The 7,680-nt window shown below is 64.7% G+C and carries 7 protein-coding genes; 3 read left to right on the forward strand and 4 right to left on the reverse strand.

The features are described from left to right. Positions 1-133 precede the first annotated feature (133 nt). From LPZ50_RS18770 to LPZ50_RS18780, 3 genes are read left to right on the forward strand one after another with little or no spacing between them, the layout of a single operon-like run. Positions 134-763: a LysE family transporter gene (locus LPZ50_RS18770; protein WP_230663573.1), complete on the forward strand. Its 630-nt coding sequence runs from the start codon at positions 134-136 to the stop codon at positions 761-763. A gap of 51 nt (positions 764-814) precedes the next feature. Beyond that, positions 815-2,422, forward strand: a complete 1,608-nt coding sequence (locus LPZ50_RS18775) for a peptide chain release factor 3 (protein WP_230663576.1) — start codon at positions 815-817, stop codon at positions 2,420-2,422. Between the two features lie 22 nt (positions 2,423-2,444). Beyond that, the gene (locus tag LPZ50_RS18780; RefSeq protein WP_230663579.1) at positions 2,445-3,122 is read left to right on the forward strand and encodes a hypothetical protein; all 678 of its coding nucleotides are present in this window, start codon (positions 2,445-2,447) and stop codon (positions 3,120-3,122) included. A 260-nt stretch (positions 3,123-3,382) separates the two neighbouring features. Here LPZ50_RS18780 and LPZ50_RS18785 read toward each other — a convergent pair whose 3' ends face one another. The 4 genes from LPZ50_RS18785 to rpoN all read right to left on the reverse strand — a co-directional run. After that, complete coding sequence (locus LPZ50_RS18785) at positions 3,383-5,476, reverse strand: PhoX family protein (RefSeq protein WP_230663581.1); 2,094 nt, start codon at positions 5,474-5,476, stop codon at positions 3,383-3,385. Positions 5,477-5,767: 291 nt separating this feature from the next. Beyond that, positions 5,768-6,244 (reverse strand): bacterioferritin, encoded by a 477-nt coding sequence (gene bfr / locus LPZ50_RS18790; RefSeq protein WP_230663583.1) that lies wholly within the window; start codon positions 6,242-6,244, stop codon positions 5,768-5,770. A gap of 371 nt (positions 6,245-6,615) precedes the next feature. Next, positions 6,616-6,888 carry a (2Fe-2S)-binding protein gene (locus LPZ50_RS18795; RefSeq protein ID WP_230663585.1) on the reverse strand — a complete coding sequence of 91 codons (273 nt, stop codon included), beginning with the start codon at positions 6,886-6,888 and terminating at the stop codon, positions 6,616-6,618. 98 nt (positions 6,889-6,986) lie between these two features. Continuing rightward, positions 6,987-7,680, reverse strand: a 694-nt coding sequence (gene rpoN / locus LPZ50_RS18800; RefSeq protein WP_230663587.1) for an RNA polymerase factor sigma-54, incomplete at its 5' end; no start/stop codon positions are given.

Genomic DNA, 7,680 nt, shown 5'->3' on the forward strand with positions numbered 1-7,680 from the left:
CGAATTCTGGTTCGCGCTGATCAAGGTGGTTGCGGTCATCGTCTTCATCGGCCTGGGCGTGCTGATGCTGCTGGGCAAGTAATATCCGTATCCTGTCCCACGTACCGGCGGTACGCCGCCGCAGGAATCCGACATGACGCTCTCGACCTGGCTGACCTTCTTCCTGGCCTCCTGGGCCATTTCCTTCTCTCCGGGGGCAGGCGCCATTTCGGCCATGAGTTCCGGGCTGAAGTACGGATTCGCGCGCGGCTACTGGAACACGGCCGGGCTGATCATCGGCATCCTGGCTCAGTTCGTGATCGTGGCGGTGGGCCTGGGTGCGGTACTGGCCACGTCGGAAATTGCCTTTTCCATCGTGAAGTACCTGGGCGTGGCCTACCTGGTGTACCTGGGCGTGCGCCAGTTCCGCACCGACGCGGCGCCGGTGGCCGTGGACACCGGCAACCCCGCCCACTTCTCGGTGCGCGAACTGGTAGTGCGCGGCATCCTGGTGAACCTGATGAACCCCAAGGGCACCGTGTTCTTGCTGGCCGTCGTGCCCCAGTTCGTCAACCCGGCGGCGCCCCTGGTGCCCCAGTATGCGGCCCTGGCGGGCACCCTGATGTTCACCGACCTGGTCGCCATGGGCGTCTATACCTTGCTGGCCGCCAAGGTGCTGCGCCTGCTGCGCGACGCCCGGCACATCCGCTGGATGAACCGCATGTTCGGCTCGCTGTTCATTCTGGCGGGCGTCTTCCTGGCCACCTTCCGCCGCCAGGCGTAATGGCATACGGCGCCGGCGCGCCGGACGCGCGCCGGTAAAATCGCATCAACCATGAATATTTCCCAAGAAGTCGCACGGCGACGCACATTCGCCATCATTTCCCACCCCGACGCCGGCAAGACCACGCTGACCGAAAAGCTGCTGCTGTTCGCGGGCGCCATCCAGATCGCCGGCAGCGTCAAGGCGCGCAAGGCGTCGCGCCATGCCTCGTCCGACTGGATGGAAATCGAGAAGCAGCGCGGCATCTCGGTGGCCTCGTCGGTCATGCAGATGGAATACCGTGACTGCGTCATCAACCTGCTCGACACCCCGGGCCACCAAGACTTCTCCGAAGACACCTACCGCGTGTTGACGGCGGTGGACGCCGCGTTGATGGTCATCGACGCGGCCAACGGCGTCGAGCCGCAAACCATCCGCCTGCTGCAGGTGTGCCGGGCCCGCAACACGCCCATCATTACCTTCATCAACAAGATGGACCGCGAGGTGCGCGAGCCGCTCGACCTGCTGTCGGAAATCGAAGGGCACCTGGGCATGGACGCCGTGCCGTTTTCGTGGCCAGTGGGCATGGGCAAGGCCTTCGGCGGCGTATTCGACATCCGCCGCGACCGCATGCGGGTGTTCCGCCCCGGGCAAGAACGCCGTTCGGACGACGACGACATCATCCAGGGCCTGTCCAACCCCGAGATCGCCCAGCGCTTCGGCTCCGCCTTCGAACAGGCCAATGGCGAAATCGAGCTCATCCAGGAAGCCGCACCGCAGTTCGACCGCGAAGCCTTCCTGGCCGGCAGGCAAACCCCGGTGTTCTTCGGCTCGGCCATCAACAACTTCGGCGTGCAGGAAGTACTAGACGCCCTGGTCGACCAGGCCCCGCCTCCCGGCCCGCGCCAGGCCATGGAACGGCGTGTCGAGCCGCAAGAACCCAAGTTCACCGGCGTGGTGTTCAAGGTGCAGGCCAATATGGACCCTGCCCACCGCGACCGCGTGGCTTTTGTGCGCGTCAGTTCGGGCCGCTTCGAGCGCGGCATGCGTCTGAAAGTGGCTCGTACCAACAAAGAAATGCGCCCCAACAACGTGGTGTCTTTCCTGTCGCAACGGCGTGAACTGCTGGACGAGGCCTACGCGGGCGACGTCATCGGCATTCCCAACCATGGGGTGCTGCAACTGGGCGACGTGCTTACCGAAGGCGAAAGCCTGCGTTTTACCGGGCTGCCGTTCTTCGCCCCCGAACTCTTCCAGGCCGTGGAAGTCAAAGATCCTTTGCGCACCAAGCAACTGCGCGTCGGCCTGACCCAGCTGGGCGAGGAAGGCGCCATCCAGGTGTTCCGCCCAGAAGCCTCGGGCGGCACGCTGCTGCTGGGCGCGGTGGGGCAACTGCAGTTCGAAGTCGTGGCGCACCGCCTTAAAACCGAATATGGCGTGGAAGCCCGAATGTTGCCGTCCCGCTACACCATGGCGCGCTGGATTACATCCGAGAACCCGCGCGCCCTGCGCAAGTTCATGGATGCCAATGCCGCGCACATCGCCTATGATGTGGTGGATGCGGCGGCTTTTTTGATTGGCTCGCCCGCGCAGTTGCGCGTGGCCGAAGACCTGTATCCGGATGTGAAATTCCACGCCATGCGCGAGCACGGCGGCCAGGTCTTCGGAAGCCAGGCGTAAGCGGCGCAGGGCCGTCGCAAAGATGAGGGTAGCAATGTCTTGGCGTGTATTGTTCGCAACAATCCTGCTGGCGCTGGGGGCCGCAGCGTGGGGCGGAATCCAACTGGGTGATTGGCTGGTGGCGCACGCGCCCAAGGCCGCGCCCGCACCGGGCCAAGAAAACTCGGCATCCAAGGAACCCATCCTGGACGCCGATGGCCGTCCCTATGTGGCGCAGCCGCCGCAACCGCGGGTGGATGGCACCCTGGGCGTACCCGACAAGCCCGCCGGCGAAACCTGGACGGTGTCCACCGTGTCGCTGTTCGACACCAATACCGATCCTTCCGTACGCCTCTCGCGCGACAACATCAGCATGGACGAAGCGCGCGAGCTGGCCGCCGCGTCCGACGTCCCCTTGCCTTCCGGCCCATCGGACGTCACCACGCTCGACCTCCAGGCCCTGCCGCCCACCACGAACACCCTGCCGCCGGCCGACCAGCAGGCCTATGTGGTGAACCCGCCCGTCACCATGCCCAATAACACCGCCGGACCGGCCCAGCAGCAGGGCGCGTGGCAGGATGCGCTGCGCAGCGAACTCGCCCAGTGCGCCAACAAGGGCTTTTTCGAACGTCCCACGTGCTCGTGGAACGCACGCAATAAGTACTGCGGCCCCAACCGGGGCTGGGGCACCATCGCCGAATGCCCGCAGCGGCCCAACTAAGGGCGATGCCAGCGCCGGGGCTGACTCCCATGGCACTAACTGCCTTACGGTGAAATAGGGCACCTCGCAGGACATTGCCGGGTGTCTGGCTCCCGTCAGGGTGCCAGACACCGTTGTGTGCCACGACAGTCTCAGTAGAACGGTGTCCGGCACCCTGAAGGGAGCCGGACACCTGGCGGTGCCGGCGCAAACTCGCCGCGGCGGCTGAGGTAGCGCCATGGGTGCCTGGCCCGCGCGGCAACCAGGCACCCCCAACCGGGCTACGACCCGACGATGCCGCCGTCTTCCTTCCAGATCACCACCGTGGCGGGACGCGGGCGGGTGGCCTGCGCGCCGTCCGGCCAGGTCGAGGCCTGCAGAGGGTCGGCCTGGGCCGATGACACGCCTGGGCCTTCGCCCGGGTGCTGGATGTTGATGAACAGGAACTTCTGGTCCGGCGTCCAGGTAATGCCTGTCACTTCACAACCCACGGGCCCCACCATGAAGCGGCGGATCTCGCGCGTGGCGGGGTCGGCCACCAGCATCTGGTTGTGGCCCTGGCCTTCGTACTCATCCTCGTTCGAGTAGTTGCCGTCGGTCTCGATCCACAGCAGCCCGTTCTTGGCGAACGCCAGGCCGTCGGGGCTGTTGAAGGTGTTGTCCACGTTGATATTGTCCGAGCCGCTGCGCGGGTCCGTCTTGTCGTACAGGTTCGGGTTGCCGGCCAGCACGAAGATGTCCCATTCGAACGCCAGCGCGGTGGGGTTGCCGTCCTGTTCGCGCCAGCGGACGATCTGGCCATAGATGTTTTCCGCTCGCGGGTTGGCCTCGTCGGCATCCGGGTGGTTGGGGCCGCCGGGGTAGCGCGCGCTGCCGCTGCCGCGGCTGCTGTTGTTGGTCAGCGTCACATACACTTCGCGCGTGGCGGGATGCACCGACACCCATTCGGGGCGGTCCATGGGGGTGGCGCCCACGGCATCGGCGGCCTGGCGGGTTTTCACCAGCAGTTCACCCATGTCCTGGTTGAACATATCGCCCAGCGTGCCGCCGGCCAGGGCCGGCGTGTCCAGCTTCAGCGGCACCCATTCGCCATTGCCCATCGCGTCGCCGGTGGTTTCACCGGCCAGGAAACGCGCCACATACAGCGTGCCGCGATCCAGCAACAGGCGGTTCAGGGCGGGCGTGGCCGGATCGTACTTGCCGTCGGACACGAACTTGTAGATGTATTCGCTGACCTGGTCGTCGCCCATGTACACCACCACGCGGCCATCGTCGGCCAGCGACATGGCGGCGTTCTCGTGCTTGAAGCGGCCCAGCGCGGTCAGCTTCTTGGGAGTGGAGTTGGGATCGAACGGGTCGATTTCCACTACCCAGCCAAAGCGGTTGTATTCATTGGGTTCGGCCGACCAGTCGAAGCGCGTGTCGTGCGTGTCCCAGCGATACGAGCTGCTGGACGTCTTGCCGCTGCCCTTGTAGCGCTCCATGTGGGCGCGGTATTCCGCGTCGGGGTAGTTCACCGTGCCGGCATCCTGCGTGCCCACGCCGAAGTAATCGGTGAAGTTCTCTTCACAGGTCAGGTAGGTGTTCCACAGCGTGTAGCCGTTGCCGCAGTTGCCGAAGGTGCCGAACACGCGCGTGCCGGAGGTGTCCGCCGTGGTGCGCGTCAGGCGGCTGCCGGCCGCCGGGCCTACCAGCTGCATGGCCGTGGTGCCGTTGATGCTGCGGTTGAAGGGCGAATCCAGTACCGGTTCCCAGCTACTGCCGTTGCGGCGCATATGCACCACCGAGGCGCCCTGCGCGTGCTGCGACTTGCGCACCCAGTCCAGGTCCCAGGCCGCATTGCCCGGCTCCACGCCCACGGGAAAGAAATAGTGCGGCGTGATGTATTCGTGGTTGGTCACCATCAGGCCTTCGTCGCTGCTGCCGTTGACGCTGTCGGAGCCGTCGATCGGGAAGAAGTGCATCCCGTCGTGGTTGTAGCCGATCTGCAGGGCCTGGTCGTCACCCGTGTCGCTGGCGTCGCCGCGAAAAGCCGGCGAATTGTTGTGCAGCTTGTCACCCCAGCGGTTGATCACTGTCCAGGCATAGCCCTCGGGCACGGTCACCGTATCGGCCACGCTCATGGGCACGGCCTTGAACCCCATGGTCACGGGGCCGGGGTCGGGGTTGCCCGGGTCCGGGTTGCCCGGATCGGTATCGTCGTCATCGTCATCGCTGCCGCTGCCACAGGCCGTCAGGCCAGCGCCCATGAAGCCCACAGCGCCGGCGCCCAGGCCGGCTTTCAGAAAGCCGCGGCGCGACAACGCCTGGCGCACGATGTCATTGAAGTGCTTTGCAGGACTGGGATTCGACGGGATATCGTCTAGATCGCTCATGATGGTTCCTGTTCTGGAAAATAGATGGCCAAACCCCTCTGGCGGGGGCTGGAAGGCATCTTCTCCAACACAGGTTGCGCCGGCATGACAGTGGCGCGAACCCAGCCCACGGCACACTATGTCGATCCGAAAAAAAAAGTGCCCCCACGCTGCGCCTTCGGCTTGCTGCCCCCCAAGGGGGCTTTTTGCCTGGGGGCGGCCCGGCGGCAAAAAAAAAGCCCGCATGCGCGGGCCTGGACAGGCAAGCATCGCGTTGCTGGGCACCCGAGTGCCCGGCAACGGCGAGGAAAATCAGCCTTCGACTTCCATCTGGCTTTGCAGGTAGTTCTGCAGGCCCACTTTGTCGATCAGTTCGAGCTGGGTTTCCAGGTAGTCGATGTGCTCTTCGGTGTCGTCCAGGATGTCCTGGAACAAGTCGCGCGACACGTAATCGCGCACCGATTCACAGTGGGCGATGGCCTCTTTCACGGTGGCCTGCGCGCCTTGTTCCAGCTTCAGGTCACAGGACAGCATTTCGGGCACGTCTTCACCGATCAGCAGCTTGTGCAGGTCTTGCAGGTTGGGCAGGCCGTCCAGCATCAGGATACGTTCGATCAGGCGATCGGCGTGCTTCATTTCGCCGATGGATTCTTCGTATTCGTGCTTGCCCAGTTTCTTCAGACCCCAATGCCCCAGGATGCGGGCATGCAGGAAATACTGATTGATGGCCGTCAGTTCGTTGGTCAGTTGCTTGTTCAAGAACTGGATGACGGTTTTGTCGCCTTTCATGATGAACTCCTAGGTATTCTGGTCGCGGCACGCGCGGACATGCGCACCCCTGACGGCGCATGCAACGTACGCAGGCTAACACTCCGCGCGGGGCCGCGGCTAGGCCGCGGGCGCATTTGGTAAATGGCTTTGCAAGCGCGATCTGAAAGCGACACATTAATGAGAATGAGTATGCGTGTTGGATCACCCGCGTACGGCATCACGCAATAACGGGCTTTGCGACGCATCAATGTCGCTCGTTTGGATTGAGAAAAGCTTGCCGCGGACACGGTAGCGCCGGGCAGCAACAGGCGCGCAAGGCCAGGAAGGCGGACAGGGGAGCGTTGGCGAACTGCAACGCCGCGCGGGGGTGCGCGGCAGCGATCAGAAGATCAGGCGGCGGCGACCAGGGGAATGATGGTGTTGGCGGCCGGCGCGTCGGTTTCGAGGCGAGTGGCGGGGTTCACGGCCATGGCCACCGACTGCACATGGCATACGCTCGAGCAGCGCCCGCCCGGCAGGTATTCTTGCGCCGTGGCCGCGCAGCAGCCGCAGCACGTGGCCACGCCCAGCTCGAACTGCAGATCGGAAAGCGTTACGGCGCCCGCGTCCACAGAGGCGCGAACCTGGCGTTCGGTAACGGCATTACATACGCAAATGTACATGAGAATAATTATCGTGATTTATTCTCATTAGTGCAAGCGCTTTGCGACCTGAGTGTGTCACGCAACTATTTGAAAACAGGGACAAATTGCGGCGCGGCCTACCTTGCCGCGTGGGCCTTGCGCAGGCTGGCGGGGGCTATGCGCAGCGCCTCACGGTACTTTGCCACGGTACGCCGGGCAATGACGATGCCCTGGTCGGCCAGCCGCTGGGTGATCTGGTTGTCGGACAGGGGCTTGCCGCGGTCTTCCTCGGCCACCATCTGGCGTATGACCGCCTGCACGGCCGTGGCCGAGGCCACGTCGCCGGCGTCGGTGGCCACCCCCGTGCCGAAGAACCGCTTAAGTTCCAGGGTGCCAAACGGAGTAAGCATGTACTTCTGCGTAGTGGCGCGCGAAATGGTGGATTCGTGCAGCCCCAGTTCGCTGGCGATGTCTTTCAGGATAAGCGGCCGCATGGCGGCCGGTCCCTCGCTGAAGAACGCCGATTGCCGCGCCACGATGGCCTGGGCCACCCGCAGGATGGTATCGAAGCGCTGCTCCACGTTGCGGATCATCCAGCGCGCCTGCTGCAGCTGGGCGTGCAAGCCGGCATGCGCGGCTTCGCGCTGGTTGCCCAGCAACTGGGCGTACAGGCTGTTGACCTGCAGGCGAGGCACGGCGCCGCTGTTCAGCACGGCCTGCCAGCCCTGGCGGGTTTTGCGCACGATGACGTCCGGCACGGCGTAATCGGCCGCCGGCACCGTCCAGGCGCGCCCCGGGCGCGGGTCCAGGCGCCGGATCAGCGCATGGGCC

Source organism: Bordetella petrii (assembly GCF_020991325.1).
Classification (GTDB): domain Bacteria; phylum Pseudomonadota; class Gammaproteobacteria; order Burkholderiales; family Burkholderiaceae_B; genus Bordetella_A; species Bordetella_A petrii_E.